This is a genomic window from Tsuneonella aeria (genome assembly GCF_009827495.1).
Lineage (GTDB): Bacteria > Pseudomonadota > Alphaproteobacteria > Sphingomonadales > Sphingomonadaceae > Tsuneonella > Tsuneonella aeria.
The window spans coordinates 399,923-426,474 of sequence record NZ_WTZA01000002.1 but is presented as its reverse complement, the minus strand read 5'-3'; the positions used below and the strand labels follow the sequence as shown (position 1 = coordinate 426,474).

The 26,552-nt window shown below is 67.2% G+C and carries 27 protein-coding genes and 2 tRNA genes; 20 read left to right on the top strand and 9 right to left on the bottom strand.

Translation table 11 applies throughout. The features are described from left to right. The first annotated feature begins 58 nt into the window (after positions 1-58). The 4 genes from GRI40_RS12575 (at position 59) to GRI40_RS12560 (ending at position 3,266) form a co-directional block, all read left to right on the top strand. Positions 59-1,759: an amidohydrolase gene (locus GRI40_RS12575; protein ID WP_160611881.1), complete on the top strand. Its 1,701-nt coding sequence runs from the start codon at positions 59-61 to the stop codon at positions 1,757-1,759. A 279-nt stretch (positions 1,760-2,038) separates the two neighbouring features. Then, on the top strand, positions 2,039-2,251 hold the full coding sequence (locus GRI40_RS12570; protein WP_160611880.1) for a hypothetical protein: 213 nt from the start codon (positions 2,039-2,041) through the stop codon (positions 2,249-2,251). Between the two features lie 107 nt (positions 2,252-2,358). After that, positions 2,359-2,871 carry a PaaI family thioesterase gene (locus GRI40_RS12565; RefSeq protein ID WP_420006880.1) on the top strand — a complete coding sequence of 171 codons (513 nt, stop codon included), beginning with the start codon at positions 2,359-2,361 and terminating at the stop codon, positions 2,869-2,871. Further along, entirely contained in the window at positions 2,868-3,266 is a 399-nt protein-coding gene (locus GRI40_RS12560; RefSeq protein WP_160611879.1) for a PaaI family thioesterase, read from the top strand. Before GRI40_RS12565 ends, GRI40_RS12560 begins: the two co-directional genes overlap by 4 nt. A gap of 13 nt (positions 3,267-3,279) precedes the next feature. On the opposite strand, the gene GRI40_RS12555 is transcribed toward GRI40_RS12560, so the two are convergent. Together GRI40_RS12555 and cobS are read right to left on the bottom strand one after the other, a co-directional pair. Then, on the bottom strand, positions 3,280-5,439 hold the full coding sequence (locus GRI40_RS12555) for a transglycosylase domain-containing protein (RefSeq protein WP_237489171.1): 2,160 nt from the start codon (positions 5,437-5,439) through the stop codon (positions 3,280-3,282). A 108-nt stretch (positions 5,440-5,547) separates the two neighbouring features. After that, on the bottom strand, positions 5,548-6,549 hold the full coding sequence (gene cobS / locus GRI40_RS12550; RefSeq protein WP_202390345.1) for a cobaltochelatase subunit CobS: 1,002 nt from the start codon (positions 6,547-6,549) through the stop codon (positions 5,548-5,550). 96 nt (positions 6,550-6,645) lie between these two features. On the opposite strand from cobS, the gene GRI40_RS12545 reads away from it, so the two are divergent. The 8 genes from GRI40_RS12545 to GRI40_RS12510 all read left to right on the top strand — a co-directional run bounded on the left by GRI40_RS12545 (position 6,646) and on the right by GRI40_RS12510 (position 11,793). Then, complete coding sequence (locus GRI40_RS12545; protein WP_202390344.1) at positions 6,646-7,488, top strand: oxygenase MpaB family protein; 843 nt, start codon at positions 6,646-6,648, stop codon at positions 7,486-7,488. Positions 7,489-7,548: 60 nt separating this feature from the next. After that, the gene (locus tag GRI40_RS12540) at positions 7,549-8,184 is read left to right on the top strand and encodes a TetR family transcriptional regulator (protein WP_202390343.1); all 636 of its coding nucleotides are present in this window, start codon (positions 7,549-7,551) and stop codon (positions 8,182-8,184) included. A 96-nt stretch (positions 8,185-8,280) separates the two neighbouring features. After that, complete coding sequence (locus GRI40_RS12535; RefSeq protein ID WP_337190571.1) at positions 8,281-8,649, top strand: DUF1428 domain-containing protein; 369 nt, start codon at positions 8,281-8,283, stop codon at positions 8,647-8,649. Between the two features lie 3 nt (positions 8,650-8,652). After that, positions 8,653-9,468: a VOC family protein gene (locus GRI40_RS12530; RefSeq protein ID WP_337190570.1), complete on the top strand. Its 816-nt coding sequence runs from the start codon at positions 8,653-8,655 to the stop codon at positions 9,466-9,468. A 5-nt stretch (positions 9,469-9,473) separates the two neighbouring features. Further along, positions 9,474-9,950, top strand: coding sequence for a VOC family protein (locus tag GRI40_RS12525; RefSeq protein WP_160611876.1), 477 nt, complete (start codon positions 9,474-9,476; stop codon positions 9,948-9,950). Positions 9,951-9,954: 4 nt separating this feature from the next. Beyond that, positions 9,955-10,629 carry a dihydrofolate reductase family protein gene (locus GRI40_RS12520; protein ID WP_337190569.1) on the top strand — a complete coding sequence of 225 codons (675 nt, stop codon included), beginning with the start codon at positions 9,955-9,957 and terminating at the stop codon, positions 10,627-10,629. 179 nt (positions 10,630-10,808) lie between these two features. Continuing rightward, entirely contained in the window at positions 10,809-11,357 is a 549-nt protein-coding gene (locus GRI40_RS12515) for a hypothetical protein (protein WP_160611875.1), read from the top strand. Between the two features lie 148 nt (positions 11,358-11,505). Continuing rightward, positions 11,506-11,793, top strand: a complete 288-nt coding sequence (locus GRI40_RS12510) for a hypothetical protein (protein ID WP_160611874.1) — start codon at positions 11,506-11,508, stop codon at positions 11,791-11,793. A gap of 645 nt (positions 11,794-12,438) precedes the next feature. Here GRI40_RS12510 and GRI40_RS14060 read toward each other — a convergent pair. Beyond that, positions 12,439-12,567 carry a hypothetical protein gene (locus GRI40_RS14060; RefSeq protein WP_272916574.1) on the bottom strand — a complete coding sequence of 43 codons (129 nt, stop codon included), beginning with the start codon at positions 12,565-12,567 and terminating at the stop codon, positions 12,439-12,441. Positions 12,568-12,815: 248 nt separating this feature from the next. Then, positions 12,816-13,130 carry a thermonuclease family protein gene (locus GRI40_RS14110; protein WP_337190583.1) on the bottom strand — a complete coding sequence of 105 codons (315 nt, stop codon included), beginning with the start codon at positions 13,128-13,130 and terminating at the stop codon, positions 12,816-12,818. 603 nt (positions 13,131-13,733) lie between these two features. Here GRI40_RS14110 and GRI40_RS14175 point away from each other — a divergent pair. Beyond that, on the top strand, positions 13,734-13,934 hold the full coding sequence (locus GRI40_RS14175) for a DUF6961 family protein (protein ID WP_420006879.1): 201 nt from the start codon (positions 13,734-13,736) through the stop codon (positions 13,932-13,934). Positions 13,935-14,005: 71 nt separating this feature from the next. Here GRI40_RS14175 and GRI40_RS12500 read toward each other — a convergent pair. Continuing rightward, a tRNA-Thr gene (locus tag GRI40_RS12500) sits at positions 14,006-14,081 on the bottom strand. Positions 14,082-14,138: 57 nt separating this feature from the next. Further along, a tRNA-Cys gene (locus GRI40_RS12495) sits at positions 14,139-14,212 on the bottom strand. A 156-nt stretch (positions 14,213-14,368) separates the two neighbouring features. On the opposite strand from GRI40_RS12495, the gene GRI40_RS12490 reads away from it, so the two are divergent. Then, a complete protein-coding gene (locus GRI40_RS12490; protein ID WP_160611873.1) occupies positions 14,369-15,145 on the top strand; it encodes an acyl-CoA thioesterase in 777 nt (258 codons plus the stop codon). Between the two features lie 4 nt (positions 15,146-15,149). Here GRI40_RS12490 and GRI40_RS12485 read toward each other — a convergent pair whose 3' ends face one another. Further along, a complete protein-coding gene (locus tag GRI40_RS12485; RefSeq protein ID WP_160611872.1) occupies positions 15,150-15,953 on the bottom strand; it encodes a crotonase/enoyl-CoA hydratase family protein in 804 nt (267 codons plus the stop codon). Positions 15,954-16,127: 174 nt separating this feature from the next. Here GRI40_RS12485 and GRI40_RS12480 point away from each other — a divergent pair, with 174 nt between their 5' ends. The 6 genes from GRI40_RS12480 (at position 16,128) to GRI40_RS12455 (ending at position 22,656) form a co-directional block, all read left to right on the top strand. Beyond that, a complete protein-coding gene (locus GRI40_RS12480) occupies positions 16,128-16,928 on the top strand; it encodes a crotonase/enoyl-CoA hydratase family protein (protein WP_160611871.1) in 801 nt (266 codons plus the stop codon). Continuing rightward, entirely contained in the window at positions 16,925-18,136 is a 1,212-nt protein-coding gene (locus GRI40_RS12475) for a CaiB/BaiF CoA transferase family protein (RefSeq protein WP_160611870.1), read from the top strand. The genes GRI40_RS12480 and GRI40_RS12475 overlap by 4 nt, the downstream gene beginning before the upstream one ends. Next, positions 18,133-19,029, top strand: coding sequence for a LysR family transcriptional regulator (locus GRI40_RS12470; RefSeq protein ID WP_160611869.1), 897 nt, complete (start codon positions 18,133-18,135; stop codon positions 19,027-19,029). The genes GRI40_RS12475 and GRI40_RS12470 overlap by 4 nt, the downstream gene beginning before the upstream one ends. Positions 19,030-19,097: 68 nt before the next feature. After that, positions 19,098-20,135 carry an N-acetyltransferase DgcN gene (dgcN, locus tag GRI40_RS12465; protein ID WP_160611868.1) on the top strand — a complete coding sequence of 346 codons (1,038 nt, stop codon included), beginning with the start codon at positions 19,098-19,100 and terminating at the stop codon, positions 20,133-20,135. Beyond that, positions 20,093-21,076, top strand: coding sequence for an N-acetyl-D-Glu racemase DgcA (gene dgcA, locus GRI40_RS12460; protein WP_160611867.1), 984 nt, complete (start codon positions 20,093-20,095; stop codon positions 21,074-21,076). The genes dgcN and dgcA overlap by 43 nt, the downstream gene beginning before the upstream one ends. Further along, positions 21,073-22,656, top strand: coding sequence for an N-acyl-D-amino-acid deacylase family protein (locus tag GRI40_RS12455; protein WP_160611866.1), 1,584 nt, complete (start codon positions 21,073-21,075; stop codon positions 22,654-22,656). The genes dgcA and GRI40_RS12455 overlap by 4 nt, the downstream gene beginning before the upstream one ends. Here the strand turns inward: GRI40_RS12455 and GRI40_RS12450 are convergent. Together GRI40_RS12450 and GRI40_RS12445 are read right to left on the bottom strand one after the other, a co-directional pair. Further along, the gene (locus GRI40_RS12450) at positions 22,644-24,464 is read right to left on the bottom strand and encodes an amidohydrolase family protein (protein ID WP_160611865.1); all 1,821 of its coding nucleotides are present in this window, start codon (positions 24,462-24,464) and stop codon (positions 22,644-22,646) included. The two genes, GRI40_RS12455 and GRI40_RS12450, sit on opposite strands and share 13 nt — an antisense overlap. Beyond that, positions 24,461-26,503, bottom strand: a complete 2,043-nt coding sequence (locus tag GRI40_RS12445; protein ID WP_160611864.1) for a S9 family peptidase — start codon at positions 26,501-26,503, stop codon at positions 24,461-24,463. The genes GRI40_RS12450 and GRI40_RS12445 overlap by 4 nt, the downstream gene beginning before the upstream one ends. Positions 26,504-26,552: the final 49 nt, after the last annotated feature.

Here is a 26,552-nt window from a genome sequence, read left to right as displayed (position 1 = left end):
GGGAAACACGGCGCTTGTTCATTTGCTTCGCAGCAAAAGTTGCCTAGTCGATAGTGCGATGAGCATTTCCCTGCGCACCCTCGCCCTCGCCCCGCTGCTTGCCGCATCGCTGGTGGCCGCACCCGCCGCCGCCGACACGCTGGTCGACAACGTCCAGGGCATGTCGATCGATCGGGATGGCCGGATCACGCGCTTCACCGGCATCTGGATCGACGATGACGGGCGCGTGAAGCAGCTGCTCCAGCGCAAGGACAAGAAGCCGCGCACCGATTTCGGCGTGGACGGCAAGGGCGCCGTGGTGATCCCGGGCCTGATCGATTCGCATCTTCACGTCATGGGTATCGGGTTCGCCGCCCTCACGCTCGATCTCAGCGACACGACTTCGCTGGCCGAAGCGCAGGCGAAGATCCGCGCCTATGCGGCGCAGTATCCCGATCGCAAATGGATCGTCGGACGCGGCTGGAACCAGGAAACGTGGAACCTGGGCCGGTTCCCCACCGCGGCCGAGCTCGATGCGGCCGAAAGCGGCCGGCCGGTGCTGCTCACCCGGGTGGATGGTCACGCGGTGTGGGCCAACGGCGCCGCGCTTCGCGCCGCCGGCGTGACGGCGCAGACGGCCGATCCCGCAGGCGGCCGGATCGAGCGCCTCGCAGGGTCGCGGGCGCCCGCGGGCGTCCTGGTGGACAATGCCGCGGAGCTGGTTCAGCGCGCCGTTCCCGCGCCGCGCCCCGACGATTACGATCTCGCACTCGCCAAGGCGCAGGAAATGCTCCTGGCGCGCGGCATTACCGCGGCGGCCGACATGGGCACGTCCATCCAGGACTGGCAGAGCTTCCGCCGCGCGGGCGACGGCAAGTGGCTGCGGATGCGCATCATGTCATACGCCGGCGGGGTGGAGGCGATGGAGCTGATCGCGGGGCCCGGGCCGACGCCCTGGCTCTACGACGACAAGCTGGCGATGGTCGGGGTCAAGCTCTTCCTCGACGGCGCGCTCGGTTCGCGCGGGGCATGGCTCAAGGCGCCTTACGCCGACGATCCGCGCAACACCGGCCTGCCGCTGACCACCACCACGCAGCTGCGCAATCTCATGAGCCGCGCCGCGCTCGACAAATTCCAGGTCGCCATCCACGCGATCGGCGATGCCGCGAACGCCGACGCGCTGTTCGCGATCGAGGAACTGGCGGCGACCTACAAGGGTGATCGGCGCTGGCGGATCGAACATGCCCAGATCGTTGCACCGGGCGACATACCGCGCTTCGGGGCCAACGGCGTCATCGCGTCGATGCAGCCGGTCCACCAGATTTCCGACCGGGTCATGGCGGAAGCGCGGCTTGGGCCCGGCCGGCTCACCGGGGCCTATGCCTGGCGCAGCCTGTCTGCAGCGGGGGCCCCGCTGGCGTTCGGATCGGACGCGCCGGTGGAAGCGCCGGACCCGTTCGCGGGGCTTGCCGCCGCGATCAGCCGCACAGGTCCCGACGGCCAGCCCTTCGGTGGCTGGATGCCGGGCGAGATCGTCCCGCGCGAAACCGCGCTTGCGGCCTACACCGCGGGCGGTGCCTACGCGTCCTTCGGCGAAACCCGCTTCGGCCAGCTCAAGCCGGGGCTGCGCGCGGACTTCGTCATGGTGGACCGCGATCCGATGCTCGCGACCCCGGCCGATCTGCGCCAGACCCGCGTGCTGCAGACATGGGTGGGGGGGGAGCGCGTCTTCAACGCCGGGGCGCCGGCCGATTCGCCACCCGCCGCGCCATCGCGTTAACCCGATATCAACGGTGTTGCGCGAAGGCATCACCGGCTGCCTGTCGTGCAGATGACGCCGTAAAATCGTCTGCGGGGCGGGAACGGGTCGCATGGTTCGCGGTTCGATGACAGGTCGCCGGGGGGAAATGCCGATAGTTGCCTAATTGCAGCAGTGACTTGCAGAAAACGCCGTTCGCCACCCGGTCGGTTTTTTCACGGTGAAACGGGGTTGCCTGAAAAGCCCGCTTGGCTTAGGGCGATCTCGAGATTTGATAATAGCGCTTCGAGGAGAATTCGTATGAAGTTTCGCAATCTGGCCGCTGCCGCCGCAGCGACTACTCTGATGGCCGTCCCGGCCGTTGCGCAGGCCGCTCCCCAGCGCGCCGCCGCTCCGGTCGAACAAGGCAGCGAAATGGGCGGTTCGTGGGTCATCGCGATCCTCGCGCTCGCAGCCGTCGTTGCTGCCATCGTGATCGCCGTCGGCGACGACAACGATCCGGTCAGCCCGTAATTCTCGGCTGACTACAGCAATTCGAAACGGGGCCTTCGGGCCCCGTTTTTTTTGGTCCTTCGCGTTGGGCGATCACAACGGCTGGTAGGCGATCGCGATAGCGCGGCATGCCCGCCTTCTGCGGCCCCTCGCCGGCGGTTGCCAAATCGCAGCGGCTGGCGCACGGCGCGCCGGTGAACATGTTTTCCGGTCCCTTCGATCCCGCCGTGATGTCGCGGTTGCTCCTCACGCGCGCCCATCCGGGCTGGCTCGGCCTGCGCTACCGCGACCATGGCGACGACTGGTGCGAGCTTGAGCTGCCGTGGCGGGCAGACCTGGTGAGCGACGAAGGCAGTCCCGTTCTGGCATCGGGGCCGATCGTCAGCTTGCTCGACATGGCGGCCGGAATGGCGATCTGGATCGCAAACGGCGAATTCCGCCCCGTCGCCACGCTCGATCTGCGCACGGACTATATTCGCCCCTCGCACGAAAACGCCTCCGTCATCGCGCGCGTGACCTGCTACCGCCGCACCCGCTCCGCCGCATTCGTCCGCGGCCGCGCGCACGATGGCAACCGCGACGATCCCGTCGCCGAGATGTCCGGCGTGTTCATGACGATCGACCCGGCACGCGCGGCATGAACGGCACGCTTTCGCCCTATGCCCGGGCCATGGGCATCGAGATCGAGGAGGCCGCGGACGGCTGCGCGCCGGTCCTGTCGCTGGCGTTCCGTCACGAGCTGGAGGGGCGACCCACCGCGTGGCACGGCGGCGCGATAGCGGGATTGCTGGAAACCGCCTGCTTTGCCGCCCTGCGCGACAGGCTGGCGGCCGAGGGTCGCGGGGCCCGCATGAAACCGATCAACGTCACCGTGCAGTATCTCTCCGCCGGCCGCACCCAGGCGAGCTTCGCACTGGGCCGCGTCGTTCGCCTCGGCCGCCGTAGCGCCAACGTCACGGCGGAAGCCTGGCAGGACGATCCGGCAAGACCCATCGCTACCGCGGTGATGAACATCATGTTGGTGGCGGACGGCTAGCCCGCGGCAACGCCTACTGCGGCGGCACGGCGGGCGGCGGCTGCCCGGTCGGCGATGGGCCCGGCGTGACGCGAAGGCCGTCGCGGTCGATTCGCAGGTCGAGCGGCACGCCCTCTACGTCGGTCGACACGGTGACGCCCTCGCCCCCGATCCGCACGCGCGAACCCTGGCCGTCGATGGGGAATTCGGCGCTGGGAATGTCGGCCGGGCCGGGCACGTCCATCGGCTCCACCGGGGTGCCCGGATCGTCGCGCTGGTCGGGCACCGGCGCCGGCCGCGCCGCCCCGCGCCCAAGCGCCTGCACCATGAAGTCGCGCCAGATCCGCGCGGGGACCGTTCCGCCCGACACGCCGGCCAGCGGGGTGTTGTCGTCGTTGCCGACCCACACGCCGACCACCAGGTCGCCCGCGTAGCCGACGAACAGCGCGTCGCGGTTGTCCTGCGTGGTGCCGGTCTTGCCGAAGTTGGCGACGGAAAGCGACGCGGCGCGGCCTGTCCCGCGGTTGATGGCGGCGCGCATCATGCGCTCCATGTCGCCGTGCGTGCGCCGCGAGAGGCTTTCCTGGTTGGTCCAGTCCCACGCCCGGGCGAGCCACCCCTTCTCCGGGGTCGCGAACGCGCGGGGAACCACCGGGAAGCTGTTGCCGGCCACGCCCGCGTAGGCCGATGTCAGCTCCAGCAGGGTCATCGTCGATGTGCCCAGCGCCAGGCTGGGATCGCCCTCGGCCAGGGGACTGCGCACGCCAAGGTCCCGCGCCGTCGCGATCACCTTTTCGCTGCCCACCGTCTTCAGCAGGCGCACCGCCGCCACGTTGCTGGAGCGGGCGAACGCGTCTTCGAGCGTGATGCTGTCCGAATAATTGCCGCCCGCGTTCTTGGGCTGGTAGCCGCCGGTGGTGATGGCGCTGTTGTCGATCCGGTCGCCCGGGGTCATCCCTTCGCGCAATGCGGCGAGCCACACGAACAGCTTGAAGGTGGAGCCGGGCTGGCGGCGTGCCTGGGTGGCGCGGTTGAACGGCGAGCGAGCGTAGTCCTTGCCCCCGATCATGGCCACGACTTCGCCGTTGGGGCGCATGGCCACCAGCGCCAGCTGGGCATTCCCGGGCACGCGCGCCGTTACCCGGCGGGCGATCGCCTGCAGGCGCGAATCGAGCGTCGTCGTCAGCGTCTGCCCGCCGTATCCCGCTTCGGCCAGCCGGCGTCCCTGCGGCAGTGCCCAGTCGGCGAAATAGGTGCCGGTGGGAAGGCTCTTGGCGGGACGGACATCGAGCCGGGGCGGCCGCATCGCCTGCGCTTCGGCCGGGGTGATATAGCCGGCATCGACCATCGACGCCACGACCAGGCCCATGCGCTTTGCCGCGCGATCGTAATGCCTGGTGGGCGCATAGCGCGAAGGCGCCTGCACCAGCCCCGCCAGCATCGCCGCCTGTTCCGGGCGCAGCCGCTCCGGCTGGCGATAGAAGTAATGCAGGCTGGCGGCGCGCAGCCCGTAGATATTGTCGCCGAAATAAGTGTTCGACAGGTAGCGTTCGAGGATTTCATCCTTCGTCAGCCAGGCCTCCAGCCAGAAGGCGATGAGCATCTCACGCGCTTTTCGCGTCAGGGTCTGCTCGGGTGTCAGGAAGGTGAACTTGGCGAGCTGCTGGGTGATCGTGCTGCCCCCGCCGTATCCCGTCCACGCCGCGCGGGCCAGGCCGCGCGGGTCCACGCCCCAGTGACTGTAGAACCGCCGGTCCTCGATCGCCAGGAACGCCTCGACCACGTGGGGCGGCAGCTTGGCGACCTCCACCGGCTTGTCGATCACCGCGCCGTTGCGCGCGATGGGCGTGCCATCGCTTGCCAGCAGGGTCAGCTGCGGCGCGGCGATCGGTTGCAGGGATTTCGACAGGGGCGCGGTGACGGCGAGCCACGCCGTGATAAGCATGAACAGCGCCAGCATCGCCGCAATGCCGCGCACGATCCACCAGCGCCGCGGGCGGCCCAGCCAGCCCTTTCCCGAAGGCGCGTCCAGGGAGTCGAGCCGGCGATCCCAGTCATCGAACCGGTCGCCGGTCGCCCCGCCCGCCCGGTGGCGCGGCCGCAGGACGGAATCATCGCGTTCGTCTTCGCCGTAATCGTCGTCGAAGCGGTCGTGCAGCGCGAAATAACCTGCGTGGGGCGCAGGTTCGGTCATCGGTTTCCGGCGGAACCAGGGACTACGCAGCGACATCTTGCCTAGTGTGTTATCAGGTCAACACAGCCATGTGTAGAGGCTGATGGTTGAACCTTGCGCAACGGCGGTTCAGTTCTTGCCGACGACGCTTTCCGGCAGATCGACGCCGAACACCCGCTGATAGTATTCCGCCACCAGCACCCGCTCCGCCTCGTCGCACTTGTTGAGGAACGTGACGCGGAACGCGAAGCCGACATCGCCCAGGATCGCGGCGTTCTGCGCCCAGGTGATGACGGTGCGCGGGCTCATGACGGTGGAAATGTCACCGCCGATGAAGCCCTGCCGGGTCATGCCTGCGACCCTGACCATGTCGGCGATCGTCTTAGCGTCGGTCCCGGGGCTCTTGGCGGCAACGATTTCCTGTTCCGTGGCCGCCGGCAGGTAATTGAGCGCCACGACGATGTTCCAGCGATCCATCTGGCCCTGGTTGATCGCCTGCGTGCCGTGATAGAGCCCGCTGGTATCGCCCAGCCCGACCGTGTTGGCGGTGGCGAACAGGCGGAAATGCGGATCGGGCCGGATGACGCGGTTCTGGTCCAGCAGCGTCAGCTTGCCCTGCTGTTCCAGCACACGCTGGATCACGAACATCACGTCCGGGCGCCCGGCATCATATTCGTCGAATACCAGCGCCACCGGGTGCTGGAGCGCCCAGGGCAGCAGGCCTTCGCGAAATTCGGTCACCTGCAACCCGTCACGCAGCACGATCGCATCGCGCCCGACGAGGTCGATGCGGCTGATATGGGCGTCGAGGTTGATGCGGATGCAGGGCCAGTTGAGCCGCGCGGCAACCTGTTCGATATGCGTCGACTTGCCCGTCCCGTGGTAGCCCTGGACCATCACCCGCCGGTCGAACGCGAAGCCCGCCAGGATCGCCAGCGTGGTATCGGGATCGAAGACATACCCTTCGTCAAGGTCCGGCACGCGCGGATCCGCCTCGCTGAAGGCCGGCACCTGCCAATCGACATCGACGCCGAACACCGCGCGCGCATCGACGGTCGTGTCGGGGGCGGCAAGCACGGTGCGCTGCGCCGTGTCGCCCAGATCTCTCGCGTTGTCGGTCATGTCATTCATCGCGGGCGGTGCCTATACGCGGGCCGCAGCACTCGCAAGCATGCTTGCGAACCGGGCTATTGTGCCGCCGCTCCCCCGTCACCATTGTCGGACGCGATGGCATTGCCGCGCCCTTCGGATCTGCTCCGCCGCCGACTGGTCGGCAAAGTGCGCGCCGTCTTCAACGACGTCGCCGCCGGCCAGGCCCCGGTGCCGATCAGCGACGATGCCTTGTTCGAACGCGATTCGCCGATTCGCATGGTTCACGCAGGCGTGGTGCCGATGATGGTCGGCGGGATTCGCAGCCTCATGCTCCAGATGCTGCATCCCCATGCCTTGCAGGGCGTGCTCGACCATTCGGATTTCCGCGCCGACATGCACGGCCGGCTGCGGCGGACCGCCCGGTTCATCGCCGTGACCACTTTTGCGCAGCGCGATGCGGCGATGGCGGCGATAGAGCGGGTGAACCGGATCCACGCGAAAGTGACCGGGACCCTGCCTGACGGAACGCCGTACGCCGCAACCGACCCGCGCACCCTCGCCTGGGTCCACGTGGCGGAGGCGACGAGCTTCCTGGAAGCCTACCGCACCTACACCCGCCCGGACATGCCGCTGCGCGATCAGGATACCTATTTCCGCCAGTTCGCGGTGATCGCGCGGGCGCTGGGTGCGGACCCCGTGCCGGAGAGCCGCGCCGAAGCGGAACACCTCTTTGCCGAACTGCGCGGCGACCTGCGCGCCAGCGATGCGGCGCGCGAGGTTTGCGCCCTCGTCCTCAGCCAGCGGCCCGAAGGCGCGCCGGCCTCCGTTCAGCGCGCCATCGGCACGGCGGCGATCGACCTCCTGCCTCCATTTGCCCGCGCCATGCTGGGGCTGTCCCGGCCGCGTGCGCGGGTGATCCCGGCACGCGCCGCCACCCGCATGATGGCTGAAGGATTGCGCTGGGCATTTCGCCAGTAGCACGCAACTGGTCGCCGCAAACGGCTTGCAGCATACCAACCGGTCGGTATCGCCGCAGTCGTGATACCGAATCGATCCTTCCGCCCTGCCCCCGTCACCGCGCGCGACCGGCTGCTGGAAGCGGGGGTGAAGCTGATCCGCCGCCAGGGTTTCGCCGCCACCTCCGTCGATGAACTTTGCCGGGAAGCAGGCGTCACCAAGGGCGCGTTCTTCCATCACTTCGCGTCGAAGGAAGATCTCGGGGCCCGCCTGGCGGACTACTGGGGCGCGAGCACATCGGGCTTCTTCTCGGAGGCGCCATTCCGCCAGCACGGCGACCCGCTGGACCGCGTGCTCGCCTATCTCGATCTCAGGATCGCGCTCATCGGCGGCCCGGCCGAAGGGTTCTCCTGCGTCGCGGGCACCATGGTGCAGGAAGCCTTCCTTACCAGCGGCGCGATCCGTTCCGCCTGCCGGGACAGCATCATGGGCAATGCTGACCTGATGGTCGACGATCTTCGCGCCGCCATCGCCGCGCGGGGCGTGGATGCCGACGCGGAAAGCCTGGCGCGGCACATGCAGGCGGTGATCCAGGGGGCATTCGTCCTCGCCAAGATCCAGGATGACGAGGCGACCGCAGGCGAAGTCGCCCGCGAGAGCCTGCAACACTTCAAGCGCTACCTGACCTTGTTGTTCGAAAAGGGGACCGTTCAATGAACCGGTTCCTGTTCGTCCATCTGCCTGTCGCCGACGAGCCGTAACCCGGAAGGCGAAAACGATAACGAGAACCGGCACGTGAAAAAGAGGAGAGAGATGATGCCTTACGTCAATGGATTCCTTGTCCCCGTTCCGGCCGACAAGAAGGACGAATACCGGGATGTCGCGGAAAAGTTCTGGGACATCGCCAGGGACTATGGCGCGCTGAGCCACGTCGAGGCCTGGGAGATCGACGTGAAAGACGGGCAGTGGACCGATTTTCGCAAAGCGGTCGACCTCAAGGATGGCGAAAAGGTCGTCTTCTCGTGGATGACCTGGCCCGACAAGGAAACCGCCGACGCGAGCGAAGCCCGCATGATGGCGGACGAGCGCATGAAGCAGTGGGGTGACGGGGCGGCGATGCCTTTCGACGGCAAGCGCATGGTTTTCGGCGGGTTCGAACCGATCGTGTGGAAGGAAGCCTGAGCGGTGGCCGACGGCCAGGATCGCGGGGCGTTCATCTGGTACGAACTGATGACGCCCGACCCCGCCGCCGCCAAATCGTTCTACGATGCGGTCGTCGGGTGGGAGATCGAAACCGCCAGCGCGATGCCGGGTGGCGCGGTCGACTATCGCATGATCCGGCGCGCCGACGGCGGCCATGCCGGCGGGCTGCTCGTGCTCAGTCCAGAGATGGTCGCCGGCGGCGCAGGGCCGGCATGGACCGGCTACGTCCATGTGCCCGATGTCGATGAAGCGGCGGCGTCCATCGTCGATGCGGGCGGGACCGTCCACATGGACGCGCAGGACATGCCCGGCGTCGGGACAATGGCGATGGTGGCCGACCCGTGGGGCGCGGTATTCTACGTGATGCAGCCCACGCCGCCCCCGGACATGCCAGATGCGCGAATCGACGTGTTCTCGCCCGACCGGCCGCAGCACGTCCGCTGGAACGAACTGATGACCCCCGACCCCGCCGGCGCCGCGGCGTTCTACGCCGACCTCTTCGGTTGGCGCCAGGAAGGCTCCATGCCGATGGGCGATGCGGGCGATTACCTGTTCCTTCATCGCGGCGACGGGATGATCGGCGCGATCATGCCGACACCGGCACCGGCGGAATCGGCGGGCGCGTCCTGGCTCTATTACTTCGGCGTTGACGATATCGACCGCGCAGCCGCCGCAGTTACCGAAAGGGGCGGAATGAAACACGGTGAGATCGTTCAAATCCCCGGAGGAGAATTCTCTTTGACATGCGCCGATCCCCAGGGCGCGCCCTTCGGGCTCGTCGGTCCGCGCAAGGAGTGAAGGCAATGCACAAGAACACGATATGCCTGTGGTACGACGGCACCGCGCGCGAAGCGGCCGAATTCTACGCCTCCGTCTTTCCCGACAGCCGTGTCACCGCAGTCCGCACGGCCCCGGGCGACTATCCCGACGGCCAGCAAGGCGATGAATTGACTGTCGAATTCACGGTCTGCGGCATACCGTGCATCGGCCTCAACGGCGGACCGCAGTTCCCCCAGACGGAGGCCTTCAGCTTCCAGATCATGACCGAGGACCAGGCCGAAACCGACCGGTACTGGGACGCGATCGTCGGCAACGGCGGCGCTGAAAGCGCCTGCGGCTGGTGCAAGGACAAGTGGGGCCTCAACTGGCAGATCACCCCCCGCACGCTGACCGAAGCGATGGCCGCAGGCGGCGATGAAGCCCGGCGCGCCTTCGAGGCGATGATGACGATGCACAAGATCGACGTAGCCGCGATCGACGCCGCCCGCCGGGGCGCATAGGCGCGTGGCCCGCACGATAACCGCCGCCGCGTTCGTCTCGCTCGACGGCGTGATGCAGGCGCCCGGCGGACCAACCGAGGATACGACCGGCGGGTTCGACCAGGGCGGCTGGGTCTTCAAGCTGTGGGACGAAGGGGTGGAGGACACCCTCGGCGCCCTTTTCTCCGGCGAATACGACCTGCTGCTCGGCCGGCGCACCTACGACATCTTCGCCGCGCACTGGCCCTATGCCGAAGGCGACGAGAAGCCGATGAGCGAAGCGTTCGACAAGGCGGCGAAATACGTGGTCACGCGGGGTCGCCAGCCCCTGGAATGGCAGAGCAGCCACAGGCTGGGATCGATCGCGGATATCGCGGCGCTCAAGAAAAGCGACGGACCACGGCTGATCGTCCAGGGGTCGAGCACGATCTACCCTGGCCTGATCGAAGCAGGCCTGATCGATGAGCTTATCCTGATGATATATCCGGTCATTCTGGGTAGCGGGAAACGCCTGTTCGGCGCGGGCACGCCCGTCGATCGGCTGACGATGACGGGGCACACCGTCACCGCGAAAGGGACGGTGATCGCGACCTATCGCCCCGGCGGCGCGCTTCCGCATTACCCGGCCGAAGGGCCCATCCCCAGCACCAGTGCGCGCGAGCAGGACCGCCAGCGCCGCATGAAGGAGGGCACGTGGTGACGATCTCACTCTACGGACACCTGTTCTCCAGCAGGACTGGTTTCTTCGTTTTGCAAACGTGGAGGGTGCTAAACGGTGTCCGTAGATGAATCGGCCGCTATTGGGATTTTCGCACCAAAAGCTTCCTGTCAGCAAACGACCCCATTGCGGACATTCATGATTTTACTATCCTGAGACCGATGCGACCCGCTTTTTTTCTTGCAAGTCTCGCTCTTGGCGCGGCCGGATGTTCTGACCAGAACTTACTGGGCGAGGAAGTCTGGACCGATGAGCGTCTCGCTCAGGCCGATGTAGGCTTCGGTTGGAACTTCGAGGTGGAAAGCGAGGAGTCTCCCTCAAGGAACCTCGATGTCTTAATTCACCCCGACAACTCCTATCAGATTGAGATCATCGAATACCGGAACGAAGCCCCACCAGAAACTCTCAGTCGCGCTGACGGCAAGCTTTCCCCCGTTACCGCCAATCGATTACGTCGAAGTTTAGCGCGTCTTCGTTCGGACAACGCACAAGACCTCTTCACTTCCATGCCCGGATGCCCCGAACGATCTCATCCTACTATCGAATACTACGTGGGATTTGAAATTGACGAAAAACCCGCTTTGACCGTGCTCGAACCCCAATGCGAGACGCCCGAGACCGTCGAAGGCCGTCGAATAATTTCTGAGGCGATGGCGGTATTCCCACAAGTGGATCGCACAAAGGTGTTAGCTGGATCGGTTGAACTCTGACGGCAGCTTCCCACCCAGCATCAGACGTAGCGGCTCGGCACCGCTGCCCCTTTAAGCAGCCTGTCTGCTACGCACGCACGCTGCCAAAAACCTGCCGGTCAGCAAACGACCCCATTGCGGACAAGAGTCATCTGGCTAGGATGTGCCTATGATATACTTCTCGGCAGCGGCGATCTTCATCCTTGCCTCGTCTGGGCCAACCTTGTCCCAAATCGACGAGGCTCGGTTTCGGGTGAGCATCGTCTATGATGATAAAAGCCCAAGAGGTCATGCCAACGCTCAGGTTTCGCTCATGAAAATGGCGGCTAAGCAGTGCAAGGGCAGGGGTAAAGCAGTGTCCGACGGCCCACTGGAACTGAACAAGGCAGAGCCGATCCGGCCCGGGAAAGAGGCTCTTAGCTTAAGCGAAGTCTATTCGTGCAAGCCAAAGGAGTGAAGCTCCTAAACGGCAGCTACCCACCCAATTCCGGACACCAGCCGAACGGCAGCAAGCGCCGCTAAGCAGACATGAAATCGCATCTGCGCGCCGTGAGCACTAACATCAACAAGAGGGGGAGGTTGTGGATTTCGGCCCCCGCACTGACCGCAAGCGAAGATAGGCTCAGCATTCTTCCAACCAGCGCAGGATTGCGCGTCTGCCGATTGCCATGCAAACCTCGTCGGGAGGGGAGTGACAATGAATGGCTGGCAGCGCCTGTGGCTTGTAGTCTCGATCGCGTTGGGGATTTTACCAGCAGTTCTCGCTTACGATATCCACGACACCACGTCATTCCGAGTGCCGTTCACGTCCGAGGAAATGGATCTCACGCAACCCGAACGGGGCCGTCTTTTCTGGGAGCGAGCTAGCAGCTTGCCCAAGGCCCAACCTTGCGATCGGTCAGGATCGTGGAAACCAAGCGGGTCGGCACAACATGGTTGGTATGTCGAGTGCCCTACTCGCACTGAGTATCTTTGGACGCGGACAATTTTTTACGGCGCACTGCCCGCCGGGGTGCTTTATATCCTTGGCATGGCCGTGGCATGGGTTCGACGAGGTTTCCGAAACGCGAAGCCGACGAGTAGCGCTTAGCGATTTAGCCACTTAGTCAGCGCTGCGGACACCTTCGCCCGACGCTCCCCGCACTTCGAGCTGTTCGACCTGATTTACCGCGAGCGACTGCCGACGCCCATGTAGCTGCACCATAAGTTCGACCGCGATCGCGTCGATCACGTAGTCATGCCTGGCAGGTAAAGCGCACGCGATAGCCCAGCCGGGCAAACTCTTTGACCGAATCGAGTACTTGCCGTCCCATTCCTTATCTGGAACGAAGAAGGAACAGAACGCAAGGTGATCACCCTGTCAGCCGCTCATAAGCGAACATGCACGCTACCCATACGTCACCATGAGCATCGCAATGATCTGAGACTTCGGCAGTAGCTTCCCAGACAAAAAACGACCTGCGGCGTGCCTTCCGGGCCTCAACACCAAGGTTCCCGGCGCCCAGTCCACGTTCTCGCTAGCCTTTCGCTTACGAGTTGATCGCCAAGCGATCGTCCGTCGCGGGTGACGACCCGCAACTTTCGCCCATATTGATCCTCGTCTCGGTCGCTTATTGGTTGAAGCTCGAATGGCCCTTCGCTCAGAAGCACGGCCAGCCGATCCCGCGCCTCCTGCGCCTTCTGGATTTCCCAATCGCACCGCCCTTTCAATTCTGGCGTATCGATATCAGCGATGCGAATTTTCACGCCATCGAGATGAAAGGTGTCCCCGTCGATCACACAATTTCCGCCCATAAGCCCGCAGACGGCGAATGCGGGAGATCGGGACGAAGACCACAAGCTGCCGGATATCGCTGGCCATGATATGATGCTCAGCCCAAGCGCCACACCGGCTCCCAGGCCACCTGCGATCAGCTTCAGCGACGCCATGCGACGCGTACGCTTCGAACGGCGAACCTCCTTTCGAAAGTCGAAAAGCTCGACCGGTCGCCGCTTTATATGCCTGCCTGGGCCCCTCATGATCCCAAGATGCCACCATTAGGCGAAGCATCCAATAGCCGGGCCGCTCTAGCGACAGGTTGCCCCGCTACGACCCGCAGGCACGGCCGGTTGTCAACGATGGGGCACCCGCGCGGGGAATGGCCACAAGGGGCCGATGCTCGGCGGAATGGCGAGCCGCTCCCACCCTGAGGCGCGGTCGCGGGCCGGTTTACCGGAAACTACCCGAAAGTAATTGGCACATGAGTTTTCAGGGCTGACCCTCAAAAACGGCGGTTTTCTAAGGGTTTCACGGCATTTTTTAACCCGGATCCGTTTCGGCAATTTCGGGTAGTCGAGATTAGGACGGCTGAACCCGCCGTTCTACCCTGAGGGCGCGATCGGCCTAGCAGACTGAGCATGAAGAGCCGCGACAAAGAGCTTTGGGCCGTAGCCGTGTGGGTCGAGAAAACGCACGGCACGGATGGCCCCCGGTACATAGCCGAACAGGTCGGACGGCTTGCTCTTGAAGGGGACGAGGGCGGTGTTGCGATGTGGCGAAATGTGGCGGCGCGATTCGATCAACTGAGCCGGTCTGAAAATCCCGGTCGTGCTAGCTAGGTGATTTCTAGAGCGGCATTCGCATACGGTTCGGCAGGTCTTCATCCGCCACTAACTGTCTGAAAACAAACTGGTGCCGCTTACAGGACTCGAACCTGTGACCCCATCATTACGAATGATGTGCTCTACCAACTGAGCTAAAGCGGCAGCCTGCGGGCCCATATCGGCAGTGCAGCGCGGCTGCAATGCGAATGGAGCGCAAGATGGAGGCCCGAGCCGGAATCGAACCGGCGTGCGAGGATTTGCAGTCCTCTACGTAACCACTCCGCCATCGGGCCTCGTCCCCCGTTCCAGCGTGCTTTCGCGAGGGAAGCGGCCCCCTAGCGCCTTGTCCGGCGGCTTGCAATCACGAAGGGCACCGCGCTGCGCTGCGCTGCGCACGGGATTGCATGGGGGCTGGCAGGCGCGTTGCGAATCGCTATGCATCGGGGCCTATGCGCTTTGCCTCCCTGATCGATGCCATCCCCGCCGACTCCCGCCCTGTCACCCTGCCCGGGGCGGAAAACTGGATGCAAGGGCGAACCCTGTTCGGCGGCGCTTCGGCGGCCCTGGCGCTGGAAGCGGCGCGGCGGGCGCTGCCCGGCTTGCCCCCGTTTCGCGCGGCGCAGGTCGGTTTCGTGGCGCCGGTGGGCGCGAACCTGGCATTCACGGTGGAGATCGTGCGGCAGGGCCGCAACGTCACCCAGGTGCGCAGCGACATCGCCAGCGACGGCAAGCTGGCGCTCACCGCGCTCATGCTGTTTGGCGACAGCCGGGAGCCGAATGCGGTCCATCCGGCGGCCCGGGCAGACCCCTGGCCCGGGCCGCCGGAAGACTGCGAGGCCCTGGGAAGCGGGCCGGCCAACTTCTTCACCCAGAACATGGAAATCCGCCGTGCCCAGGACGAACGGGGCCGGGGCGTCCCCATCATGCGGCGCTGGGTGCGGTTGAGGGAACGCGACGGGCTCGATCCGATAATCCAGGCGATCGTGCTGGGCGATGCGCTGCCGCCGGGTTCGATGCGGGCGATGCAGCGGCAGGGGCCGCTCTCCTCGATCAACTGGAGCTTCAACCTGCTCGATCCCGAAGCCCGCACGCGCGACGGCTGGTTCCTGGCCGAAACGGCAGGCGATCATGCCGATCACGGCTATTCCAGCGAGCGGCTCCGCCTGTGGAACGCCGATGGTCAACAGGTGCTGGCAGGAATGCAGGCGGCCGCGATCTTCGGCTGACCGGTCACGCGTCGTCGTAACGCGCCTTCCGCTTTTCCATCCCGGACATCACCGCTTCCATCTGGTTCTTCGAACCCAGCAGCGCGTGCTGTTCGCGGCTTTCTTCCATCAGCAGGTCGTCGGTCGACTTGTCCGCCATGGCGTTGATCAGGCGCTTCGCCCCGCGCATCGCGTGGGGGTTGCGGTCGGCGATGGTCTGCGCGATGGCTGTCGCCTGCGCCAGCGGGTCTTCGGACACGCAGGTCGCAAGGCCGATCGCCCGCGCCTCCGCCCCGGTAAACTCGCGGTTGGTATACGTCAGTTCGCGCAGCACGTCGTCGCGGACGAGGCCGCGCCACAGCGCGATCCCGCCCATGTCGGGCACGAGGCCCCAGCGCATTTCCATGACGGCCATACGGGTGTCGGGCGCGACCACGCGAATATCGGCGCCGCTTGCGATCTGGAGGCCTCCGCCGAAGCAGACCCCGTGCACGGCCGCAATCACCGGAACGGGCAGCTTGCGCCACTGCATCGCCACCTGCTGCGCCCGGTTGGCATTGCCATAGGTCCGTTCGGTCAGAGGCGGTTCGTCTGCCCGGTGGCGGCCGAAGCTCGCCAGGTCGAGACCGGCGCAGAATGCGCGCCCTTCGCCTGCCAGCACCACCGCGCGCAGACCCTTCATCGTCTGCAGCGCCTGGCCGGCATCGATCAGGCGATCGAACATTTCGGTATCGAGCGCGTTCATCTTGTCGCCGCGGGTCAGGCGGACATGCGCTACACCATCCCCGTCGAGATCGATCGACACCCGTTCGTTTGCCCGGAATTCCATCTTCGCGCTCCCTGATCTCGCTGATCACCTACGTCGCGCAAGGGTTGCGGCCTGTCCAGCCCGGGTCTTCGCGCCGGATCGCAAAAAGCGCGGGACTTTTAGGCTTGGCCAGGAACCGCCCTGCCCCCTAGAGCCGTAACGATGGCCCGGCTGGCGCAAAGGAAGGCAAATGCGATGACCCCGTTCCTCAACATCGCGCGGGAAGGTGCCGTGATGACGGTGACGATGGACCGGCCGCAGGATCGCAACGCCATCACCGAACCCGAACAGAGCGCCGAGTTCGTCGCCCTGGCAGACATGCTCGCCCGGGATCGAACCGTGCGCGCGGTGGTGCTGACCGGCGCCGGCAAGTCTTTCTGCGCCGGGGGCAACGTGAAATCGATGCGCGAGAAGACCGGCCTGTTCGCCGGCAGTCCGTTCGACCAGCGCAATCATTATCGCACCACCGTGCAGACGATCGGCCGCGCGATGTGGGAGCTCGAGGTCCCGGTCATCGCGGCGATCAACGGCCATGCCATCGGCCTAGGCTTCGACATCAGCCTGATGTGCGACATCCGCATCATGGCGGAAGGCGCCGTGGTGGCGGAAAGCTATGTGAAGCTGGGGATCATTCCGGGCGGCGGCGGCGCCTGGCTCCTGCCGCGCGTCGTCGGTACGGCACGCGCAAGCCAGATGACATTGACGGGCGATGCGGTCGATGCCGCCACGGCCCTGGAATACGGCATCGTGAGCGAAGTCCTCGCCGCCGAGAACCTGCTTCCGCGCGCGCAGGGCATCGCCGCCGCGATTGCCGCCAATCCCGGGCACGCGACCCGCATGGCTAAGCGCCTGATGCGCGAAGGGATGGACCAGAAACTGCCCACGCACCTGGAAGTCGCCGCGGCGTACCAGGCCCTGTCGCATCACACGGCCGACCATGCCGAGGCGATCGACGCGTTCCTCGACAAGCGCGCGCCGGCGTTTCGCGACCGATGAACGGCGCTCTACAGGGCATCCGTGTCCTCGACCTCTCGCGCGTGCTGGCGGGGCCGTGGTGCACGCAGATGCTGGGCGATCTCGGCGCGGACGTGATCAAGGTCGAGCAGCCCGGCGCGGGCGACGACACCCGGGCCTGGGGTCCGCCGTTCCTGCCGGGTTCGCGCGATTCGGCCTACTTTTCGTGCGCCAATCGCAACAAGCGTTCGATCGCCGTCGACATTGCCACGGCCGGAGGGGCGGATATCATCCGCCGTCTCGTCGCCGAGGCAGACGTGGTGGTCGAGAATTTCCGTGTCGGCGGACTCGCGAAGTACGGCCTCGATTACGAGACACTCAGCGCGCAGAAGCCCGACCTCGTGTGGTGCTCGATCACCGGTTTCGGCCAGACCGGCCCCGACAGGGACCGCGGCGGATACGATTTCCTGATCCAGGGCATGAGCGGCTTGATGAGCGTGACCGGCGCGGCCGACGGTCCGCCGACGAAAGTCGGTGTACCGATCAGCGATCTCACCACCGGCCTGTACGCCGCCGTCTCGATTCTCGCCGCCCTTCGGCACCGCGACCGCACCGGGGAAGGGCAGCGGATCGACCTCTCCCTGCTCGACGCGCAGCTTGCGCTCATGAGCAACCAGGCTGCCAATTACCTCAACGGCGGGCGGGAGCCAGGGCGGATGGGCAACCAGCATCCCAACATCGTGCCGTACCAGACGTTCGCGTGCGCGGATGGAGACATGCTGATCGCGACCGCCAATGACCGCCAGTTCGGAAAGCTCGTCCGCGTGCTCGGTCTGTGCGAACTGGCGGACGACCCGCGGTTCCATGCCATGCACGCGCGCAGCGCCAACAAGGACGCGCTCCTTGCCTTGCTTGGCCCGGCCATCGCGAGCTGGCAGGCGGCGGACCTTGTCGCTGCGCTCAATGCCGTCGGCGTGCCGAGCGGGCGTGCGAACACCGTGCCCCAGGCCCTCGCCGACCCGCAGGTGGAGGCGCGCGAGATGGTCCGCACGATCGATCGCGCCGATGGCAGCCCTGTGCGCTTCCTTGCGTTCCCGCCCCAGCTTTCCGCCAGCCCGGCGACGTACCGCACGGCCCCTCCCCGCGCGGGGCAGGATACACGTGCAGTCCTGCGCGACACGCTCGGCCTGGACGACGCGGCGGTCGATCGCTTGATTGACGATGGCGTGGTGGCGAAAGGCGCCGCATGAACCTGCGCCATATCGAGGTTTTCCACGCGGTCTATGTCAACGGATCGGTCAGCGCGGCGGCGCGGATGCTCAACGTCTCGCAGCCTTCGGTGTCGAAGGTCCTTCGGCACGCGGAATCGCTGCTCGGCTTCCCGCTGTTCGATCGCACGGGCGGACGGCTCGTCCCGACCGAGGACGCCCATACGCTGTTTTCCGAAGTCGCGGAGATCCAGGACCGGGTCTATGCCCTCCGTGAAGCGAGCCGAAACCTGAAGCGGGGCGCTGGGTCGCTGCTGCGCGTATCGGCCCTTCCCTCGATCGCGCTCGATGCCCTGCCGCTCACGGTGGCGCAGTTCATGCGCAAGCATTCGGGCACCCGGTTCGACCTGCAAACGGTCCACCACGCCGATCTGCTTCGCAAGCTCTACGAACGCGAGACGGACGTGGCCGTCGCATACGAGGTCCCGCCCGGCGCGCCGCTCGGACGGCACTGGTTGGGGGCGAGCGAACTGGTCGTGCTCTACCGGGAAGCGGACATGCCGGGCGCCCCGGCGCGTATCGGGCTCGAGGAGCTCGCCGGCCGCCCGCTCGTAAGCCTTGCCGCCAGCGGCCCGATCGGCGCGCTGTTTTCTGCTGAGGTCCAGCGCCTGGGGATCGAGCTCGACGAGGTGGTCTCCGCGCGAACCTTCCACATTGCGACCGCCCTGGTGCGGCTGGGCGTGGGCATGACCGTGGTGGACAACCTCACCGCCCGGGCATCGCTGGTGCCGGGCCTGGCGATGCGGCCGCTGAAGTCGCGCCTCACCTTCGACATCCACGCGATGTACCTGCTCGAACGCCCACCATCGGCACTGGCGACAGCGTTCCTCAAGAACCTGGCGCGGACGATCGACGCGCTGTCTCGCCCGGCATAACCCGCCGTTATGCCGCTGTGCCGCGACCGCGCCTTCGCGCGCGGGCGCCGCGGCGCTAGCACCCGTGCGTGACCATCCCCGCGCCTTTCCTGCTCTATCTCGGCAGCACGACCGATCCGGTGGCGATCAAGACCTCGCGCGGGCTGGCGACCTTCAGGCGCGAGGATTGTGTCGGCGAATTCCGGCACGACGATTGCCCCCTCACCCTCGGCCTGCCGCGCATGACGATCGCGCAAGGCGTGGCGGCCGGGGCGCGGACGCTGGTGCTGGGCATTGCCAACGCCGGGGGGACGATGGACCCGCAGCTGGTGGCAGACGCGCGCGCCGCGCTGGATGCTGGGCTCAACGTCGCATCGGGCCTGCACCAGCGCCTGCGCGATGTGCCGGAACTGGCGGAACTGGCAGAGACGCGCGGGCTTTCGCTGTTCGACGTGCGCGACCCCCCTGCCGCCATTCCGGTCGGCACGGGCTCCCCGCGCGCCGGCCGCCGTGTCCTGACCGTGGGCACGGATTGCTCTGTGGGCAAGATGTATGCCTCGCTCGCCCTCGTGAATGGCCTGCGCGCACGCGGCGCGACGGCAGATTTTCGCGCGACCGGACAGACCGGCATCCTGATCGCCGGGGGCGGTGTGCCGCTCGATGCCGTGGTGGCCGACTTCATCTCCGGCGCGATCGAGCAGCTTGTCCCGGCGCGCACCGATGGCGGGTGGGATGTGATCGAAGGGCAAGGATCGCTCTACCACCCGTCATTCGCAGGGGTTTCGACCGGCCTGCTTCACGGTGCCCAGCCCCATGCACTGGTGCTGTGCCACGATCCCGCGCGAACGGGAATTCGCGGCCTGCCCGAACGGCCGCTTCCCGACCTCGCCGAATGCCTTGCCTTCAACATCCAGGTCGCGCGCCTCACCCGCCCGGATGTGCGGGGGGCGGGCCTGTGCCTCAACACCTCCGCCTTCGGCGAAGATGTGGCCCGCGACCTGTGCGCCGAAACCGCGGATCGCCTGGGCCTGCCTTGCACTGATCCCCATCGCTTCGGCGTCGATGCCATCGTAGATGAACTGCTGTGTCCCGAATCCTCCACGCCCGCACCGACCGCTTTGAACTGAACCGCCCGTTCCACATCTCGCGCGGGGTGAAGACCGCTGCCGAGGTCATTACGGTGGAGCTGCACGAGGACGGATTCGTCGGCCGGGGCGAAGGGGTCCCCTATCCCCGCTATGGCGAAAGCCCGGGCCGCGCCCTCGCGGAAATCGCCGACGTCCGCGACGCGGTGGAGCGCGGCGCCTCGCGCGAAGAGCTTGCCCGGTTCATGAAAGCGGGCGCCGCCCGAAACGCGCTCGATTGCGCACTGTGGGATCTCGAAGCCAGGCGCAGCGGGCAGAGCGTGGCCGAGCTGCTCGGCGCGCCGCCGCTCGCCCCGCTGCCGACTGCGCTGACGATCGTCATCGGCACGCCCGCTGTCATGGCGGCGGAAGCGTCACGCGTTGCCGATGCGCCGCTGATCAAGGTGAAGGTCAACGCCGATAACCCGCTGGCCGCCATCCGCGCCGTGCGCGGCGCCGCGCCCAACGCGGCCCTGATCGTCGATCCGAACGAAAGCTGGGATGAGGCCTTGGTCCGCGCCGCCATGCCCGCGCTCGCCACCCTGGGCGTCGCGGTGCTGGAGCAGCCGTGCCCGACCGACGGCGATGCCTGGATGGAAGGATACAGCGGGCCGGTGCCGATCTGCGCCGACGAATCCGTCCATACGCTTGCCGATCTGGAAATTGTCGCGCGCCGGTACCAGGCGATCAACATCAAGCTGGACAAGACCGGCGGGCTGACCGCCGCCCTCGAACTGGCAGCCGCCGCACGGGCCAGGGGTATGGGATTGATGAGCGGTTGCATGGTCTGTTCCTCGCTCGGCATCGCGCCGGCGCTCCATGTCGCGCGGCTATCGGATTGGGCCGACCTCGACGGACCGCTATGGCTGGCGGAAGACCGGCCTGGCGGCGTCAGCGAACGGGGCGGGATCATGCACCCGCCTGCCGAAGGGTTCTGGGGATGAGGCGTTTGGCGCCGGCATTGGCGGTGGCCCTGCTCGCCTCGTGCACCACCCCGCCCCACGGCGCGGCGGACGCTCCGTTCGACTTGCTCATCCGCGGGGGGACGGTCTATCCGGGTGGCGCGGCGCCCTTCCGCGGAGATATCGCGATCAGAGGCGACCGGATCGTCGCCATCGGCCCCGGGGTCGCGGGGAGCGCGGCGCGCACCATCGATGCGCGGGGGATGATCGTCTCGCCAGGCTTCATCGATCCGCATACCCACATGACCGGCTGGCTGACCGACCCCGACCCGAAGCGCCGGCTGGTCGAGCCGTTCCTCGCGCAGGGCGTTACCACGGCGGTTGTCGGCAATGACGGCGGCGGCCCGGTCGAAATTGCCGCCCTGCTGGACGGCGCTGGCGAGCGACCGGTCGGGATCAACTTCGCCGCCTTTACCGGCTTCGGCACGATCCGGGCGGCCGTGATCGGCGACGCGCGCCGCGCGCCCACGGCCGACGAACTGTCACGCGAGACCGCGGTCGTGCGCCGCGCGATGTGCGAAGGCGCGTTGGGTATCTCGACCGGGTTGTTCTACGCTCCGCAGAGCTTCTCGGAAAAGCCGGAGGTCGTCGCGCTCGCCAGGACCGCAGGCGAGATGGGCGGTATCTACGACACGCATCTGCGCGACGAATCGGATTATACCGTGGGCCTCGGCGTGGCGGTGGACGAAACGATCGCCATCGCGCGGGAAGCCGGCATTCCGGTCCATATCTCGCATATCAAGGCGCTGGGCGTGAACGTGCACGGGATGGCGCCGGCCATCATCGACAAGGTGGAGGCGGCGCGCGCGGCGGGCCTTGCAGTCACCGCGAGCCAGTATCCGTGGGAGGCAAGCGGCACCAGCATGGTCGCCTCGCTCGTCCCGCTATGGGCGCTCGACGGCGGGCGCCAGGCAATGCTCGCGCGCCTCGAGGACCCGGCGCAGCAGGAACGCGTGCGGGTCGGCATGGCGGAAAACCTCGGCCGGCGCGGGGGCGCGGGCACGCTGCTGATCGCCGAAGGGCGGTGGAAGGGCAGCCGCCTGTCCCACGTCGCTGCTGCCATGCACACCGACCCGATCAGCGCCGCCATCGCCGTCATCCGCACGGGTGACGTCGGGGTGGTGAGTTTCAACATGGCAGAAGCGGACATTGCCGCGTTCATGCGCCAACCCTGGGTCGTCACGGGCTCGGACGCATCGGGCGGGCACCCGCGGGTGTTCGGCAGCTTCGCAAGGAAATACGCCGTTTACGTCAGGGAGCGGCAAGTCCTCTCCCTCCGCGATTTCATCGACCGCAGCACTGCTGTGACGGCCGACATACTCGGCATCGCGGATCGCGGGCGGCTCAAGGTCGGGCATTTCGCCGACGTCGCGGTGTTCGACCCCGCGACATTCGCGGCGCGGGCGACGTATGAGGAACCCGAACGCACCGCTGTCGGCATGCGCGTGGTGATCGTCAACGGACGGGTTGCGTTGGAGGGCGGAGCGTTGACGGGCACGGCGGCCGGACGCGCGCTGCGTCATCGTCCGCCGCCCGGCAGGTGCCCCGATCAGTCGCGGTAGAACCGCACCGGGCCCACTTCCAGCGACGCGGTGCCGCCGGTCTCGCCGGTCAGCTCGACGCGCAGCGCGCGCAGGCGGGCAAGGTCGAGCGCCGCGTCGGCGTTCCGGCTGGCGAAGGTCTTGAAGGGCAGGCGCACCGTTCCCGATGTGGCAGAGAAGGGCGCAGCGAACCAGTCGCCGCCATCGAGCCCGTAACTTTCCAGAATCAAACGATAATCACCGGTTCCCCGAACAGTCATCTCCACCCCGTCGAAGGCGCGCGCATCGGCCAGCGTCACGGCGCCGCGGGTGAGCGGCAGGACCCATTGCACGAAGGGGCGCGGGGCGGCGCCCATCTGGGCGGCAAGGAACGTGCGCCCGTGCCCCTCCACGGGAATGACGTGAAGATGTGAATGATCGATCCCGGAATCGGTCGTTGCCACCGGCAGGGTATCGAGATCGCTCCGCCCGTCGGGGCGCAGCTGGGTGAGGATCGGGCCGGTCATCACGACGGCAGTCAGGAGCGTGCTGCCGGCCCGGTCGCGCAGGGCGCGCAGTTCGGCGAGCGGCGCCTCGCGCCCGGCGACCCAGACGCGCTCGACGTTCCACAGGTCGTCGATACGCTTGTCGGGCGCGCCGTTCACGAGGACCAGATCGGCGCGTTTGCCGGGCGCGATCGTGCCGTGCCCCCCCTCCCCGTGCATGATCGCGGCGCTGGTGCTGGTGGCGGCGACGAGGGCTTCGGCGGGGGTGAAGCCAAGGCGGGTCAGCCAGATCGTCTCCCGAACGGCGCTCTGGCCGTGGTAGACCCCGCCGATTCCCGCGTCGGTGCCGATGCCGATGAGAATTCTCTTTTTGCGCAAACGGCGGATATTCTCGCGCATGATCGCCCAGCGTTTCGCATCGTAGGCTTCGACCACGCCCCCCTGCGCCCGCGCCTCCCGCGCCCGCTCGCCCGCGTTGAGATCCTGCGCTTCCACGGCAGCGAAGCTGCGGGTCTCCTGCGGTTCGTAAACCACCAGCGTGGGGACGTAAGCGGTGCCGTTGCGGCGCATCAGGTCGATGAGTTCGTCATCGACCAGGGCATCGCCGATTCCGTGGCCCAGGGCATCGACGCCGGCGGCGGCGGCGACCTTTGCCCCTTCCAGCGTCACGGTGTGGGTGACCACCGGCTTGCCGGCCTTGTGCGCATCGGCGACGATCGCGGCGAGCGTGGGCCGGTTCATCGACATGAGATCGCCGTCGCGGCCATAGCGCCAGCCGTCGGCGAAGACCTTCAGCACGTCGGGATCGTATGACAGCGCGAGCGGGGTCAGCGCGTGGGCGGCCCGCGGCGTGGCGGCCTGCATCGTAAAGAAGTGGCCCCAGCCGTATTCCGTCCCGTGCCCGCCCGGCACGCCGAAGCGGACCGCCTGCGCCAGGTTCGGCGCCCAGAAGCCTCCGCCGGGGGCCGCCAGGGCGCGGATCGGCGCGATCATTTCGCCCGAGACGGAGAAATCGTTAATCGAGGTGACGCCCGCCAACAGATATGCGGCCCACGCCTTGGGCAGATCGTCCGACCCGCCGTAGGCGGTGGCGCGGGTGTGGGTATGAAGATCGTGCAAGCCGGGGATCAGCGTCCTGCCCCGCCCGTCGACGCGCGTGGCGCCCGCCGGAACCGCGAGCGACGGGCCCACCGCCGCGATCCGCCCGTCCTCCACCAGCACGTCCGCGACCTTTGCACGCGCGCCGGTCCCGTCGAACACGCGGGCGCCCTGGATGACGACACGGTCCTGCGCGGCGAGCGGCGCGGCGGCGAGCGCAAACGCGGCGGCGAACCATAGTTTCATGGGCGCGGCCCCTTCAGATTGCGTTCGAGAAATTCGGCCGCCGCATCCATGGCGTGCACCCAGCTTTCGTGGCGGAGGAAGCTGTGGCGTTCGCCCGGAAACACCAGTTCCTCGAACGGAATGCCGCGCGCGGCGAGCTCGCGCGCCAGCATCATCGACTGGCGGAAGGCCACGTTGCGATCATCGTCGCCGTGGACCAGCAGGACCGGCGATCGCCAGGTCTCGATCGCGGCGAGCGGCGAGCTTTCCCACTGGAGCCGCCGCGCCTGTTCCTGCTCTGCCGGCGAGAGGCTGTCGGGCACGGCGCGAAGCATCGAATGCACGCCGTGAAAATCCACGCCGGCGCGGAAGAGATCGCTGTCCCGCGCCAGCGCAAGCGCCGCGAGATAGCCGCCCCAGCTTCCGCCCCAGACGCCAATCCGCGCGCTGTCGACATCGTCCCGCGCGGCGAGCCAGCGGCCGGCCGCCAGCACGTCCCGGTATTCCGCGGCCCCTTCCCGCCCCGTGTCCGGCGCATCGCGGAACGCCAGGCCGTAGCCGGTGCCGCTGCGGTAATTGACAGACAGGATCGTGACCCCGCGCGCGGCGAGATACTGGTGGAAGGCATAGGTGTTCGAATAGTACGCCGCCGGGTGGAAACCGGTGAGCATCTGGCGGCGCGGCCCGCCATGCAGGAACACGACCGCCGGGCGCGGGCCAGCACCGGCGCCTTCGAACAGCTGGCCGCGCACCTGCATCCCATCGGCCGCCGTGAAGCTGACCGCGCGCGGCGTTACCCCGCCGCGCACCGCCGCCACCGGCCCCAGCGCCTTGCCATCGGCAAGCGCGACATGGGCAGGGCGGCGTTCGTCGGTCTGGATGAAGGCGAACGCCTTGCCAGCCAGTGCCGGATAGCTTTCGATCGCATTCGACCGGGTCACGCGCCGCGCAGGCTGGCCCGGGGGGGCGCGCCACAGCGCGTGCCGCTCGCTATCCCCGGCGTTGGCGACGAACAGCACGCTGCGGGAATCGCCATCGAGCACGAACGTCTCGACCTCGAACGCGCCGGCGGTGAGGGCCACCGGATTGCCGCCGCCCGCCGGCATCGCGTAAACATGCAGCCAGCCATCCCGCTCCCACGGGAAGACCAGGCGGTCGTCGGCCGTCCAGTAGAGGTTCTGCTGGCGCGTGCCGGCATAGCGTCCGCCGCGCCCGCCGGGTGCCTGCCAGACCGTGCGGCCCGGCCGCTCGCCCTCGCCAGCCACGTCGGCGACCGCGATCGACCAGTAGGAGGCGTTGCCGTTGTCCCCGCGCGGCGGCGGATCGCGATAGCGAATGAAGGCGACCTTGCTGCCATCGGGTGAGAACACCGGGTCCGCCGCGACCGAGAACCCCGGCGACAGGTAACGCACGCGCTGCCCATCGCGGGTGACGAGCGCGGCGAAGGCATGGTCCCCGCGCTGCTCCACGAATAGCAGGCGCGTGCCGTCGGGTGAGAACTGGAGGTTCGTGACCGTGCCGGGCACCTGCGCGACGGTCTGCGCGCGCAAGTCCGTGCCGGCCAGCATGATCCGCCCGCGGATGGTAAAGGCCACGGCGCCGTCGCGGGCGAAGACCGGCGAATGGCCTTCCCCCAGCACAACCGGGCGGCCGCTGCCGGCAAGATCGAGCAGGATCACCTGCTGCGGCGGGGGCGATGCTGCCGCACCGGCGTTCGGCGCCGGCATGTCGGCCCATTCCGGGTCTCCCCCGCGCACGAAGGCGAGGCGCCTGCCACCATGATCGAGGGCAAGGGCGGAGACCGTGACCCCGTCGTCAGCCGGGGCGCTCCACACCTTGCGTGCCGGATCGCCCGGGCCGCCGATCCAGATCGCGCGGACCCCGGCCTCGGTCGTGACCCAGGCAAAACGCTCGGCATCGCGGGCGCCCGTCAGGTCGCCCGAACGCGGCATGGCCAGCAGGGCGGGAAGATCGCCCGCCGGGGTGGCCAGGGCCGGTCCGCCGAACAGGGCAAGAAACGCCAGGACCAGCCCGGCGAGGCGGCGCAGAATCCGGCTCATCCCGATGACTGTGGCCGGGCGCGCCATGGGCAGCAACCCCCGGATTTCA